We start from the raw sequence: 1,777 nt of genomic DNA, 5'->3' as shown, positions 1-1,777 counted from the left end.
AGCCTGCACCGACTGTCTCCAAATGGGCCGGCCCGATCGCTCGGCGCCACACCGAAACGTACTTTTCGACGAGATTGCGAGCTGATGGGGGGGGTTTATCCCATAGTATATCGACGAGCTCGGACTTGCTAACGGGATAATTTGCGCGCAATGCTAATGCGGTGAGAAGAAGCCGAGAGATGACCGAATCGGGGCCGGGACCCACCTCGCGTCCGTCGATGTGCGCGGCCAAGGGCCGCAAGACGCTGAGACGGAGCTGACCCGTACCCATTGACCACCGACCGAATCGACAGGCTTCGGTCCCGACTGTAGCAAGCGGGTACGCACGCATTTACACCGAGTCATCAATTCTCGCCATTCCACGTCGGGTTCGCGGCCATTTGCTCTGAAGTAGGGCGTGCCACTGCAGGTCTGCTACTCCGCGAGGTACACAGCGACGCAGCATCCGGAGATGTCACCGAGGTCCACGCACCGGAAGCCGCTCTGCGGCCTCCGCGTGATCGGCCGAGCGACCGCCTCCCGGTTAGTAGGCGGAATCGCTGCCAGACGTCGAAAGCGCCCCAAACCGACGACCCAAGCCGGAAGGCCGAGCGTAACCGGGAGGGGCCAGGACGACGCGCCTGACGATGATTGCGTGTTGACGACAATCAACGCGACCGCCCCCGTATTAGCGTCGCGTCGTAGCCACGCGACCACGGATGGGGGGATGCATCCGATTCCGAATCGGGCTCCTGTCACACCTCCGCTGTCCAGCACAGTGATCTCACCTATCGCCAGTACATGGTGCTTCGACCGCAGCTTGGCCAAGGTCGCGATCCCCGAATACCACTGGCTACTGGGGTCGAAGACGGACAGCCCACTCGTCCCGCAAGGCCCGAACCCCGGCAGGTCCGTATCAAATTGGCCGTTGACCCCCGCAAGTCCCGGACTGCGGGGATGCTGCGGGCCGAACATCGCCTCGCGGAGGTAGCGATCGGCTCCTTGCGCCTCGTTTGTCACTCCGTAATTGTTGAGGTTGCTGCCTTGGCCTATCGGTCCGCGCAGGGCTTGCTCCGTTCCGTAGAACAGGCACGGAACGCCGGGTCCGAAAAACAGCAGCGCAGTTGCTGGAATGACCGCGCCAGGGCCGAACTCGGCTGCGATGCGGCGCTTGTCGTAGCCGAGTCCGTCGTGATCGTCGATGCTCGTCACCACCCGGTTCGCCAGAGCGTGAGCGTCGCTCCTGCCAATCCCTTCGAGAACGGCCCTGTCGCTGTCGCTGACAGATTTGTCGTTCAATCCGTCGACCGTGCTCATGGTGGGCATGAGGACGTTGGATACTGTCGCTTGCCCTTGACCGGCAGCGAGCGTGCGCAGCTGGTAGCGGCGCGCTCCAAGTTCGAGGACGTGTAGACCTGGAATGTCGAGGTAGGTCGCTGCCTGGGCGTCGAGCCCCCCGATTTCGCCCATCATCAGGAAGTTGTCCTTGCCGATCTTGCTGGCGAACTCCCGAATGCGTTGGGTGAAGATCCTCGCCGTCGGCGGCGGGACGTGTTTGAAGGTGTCGATCCGATATCCGTCACAGTCCGTCGCGGCCATCCAATAGGTCCAGACACTGACCATGATGTCGAGTACCGTGCCGCTGCCGTTCTCGGGATAGTACAGATCGCGATTCCGGTAATCGCTTAGTCGGAACTCGGCATTGTAGGCATCGAATACGCCGACGCCGTAGTCGCCCTCGCCCATTTGGTTGTACAGGTCTTCGTGCCTCAGTTCCTCAGGCCAAACAGCGTCATTC

The 1,777-nt window shown here is 61.9% G+C and carries 2 protein-coding genes; both read right to left on the bottom strand.

The window, feature by feature from the left end:
* Window positions 1-271 (bottom strand): winged helix-turn-helix domain-containing protein (locus WAN02_RS09105; RefSeq protein ID WP_422263829.1); only part of this gene is annotated, 271 nt, incomplete at its 3' end.
* A gap of 143 nt (window positions 272-414) precedes the next feature.
* Window positions 415-1,777: hypothetical protein (locus WAN02_RS09100; protein WP_422263828.1), on the bottom strand; the 1,363-nt coding region annotated here is incomplete at its 5' end.

Origin of the sequence: Mycobacterium sp. (genome assembly GCF_049281135.1) — a bacterium.
In the GTDB taxonomy this organism is placed as follows: domain Bacteria; phylum Actinomycetota; class Actinomycetes; order Mycobacteriales; family Mycobacteriaceae; genus Mycobacterium.
The sequence above is the reverse complement of the archived record's forward strand: the minus strand, read 5'-3'. Positions and strand labels throughout refer to the sequence as shown.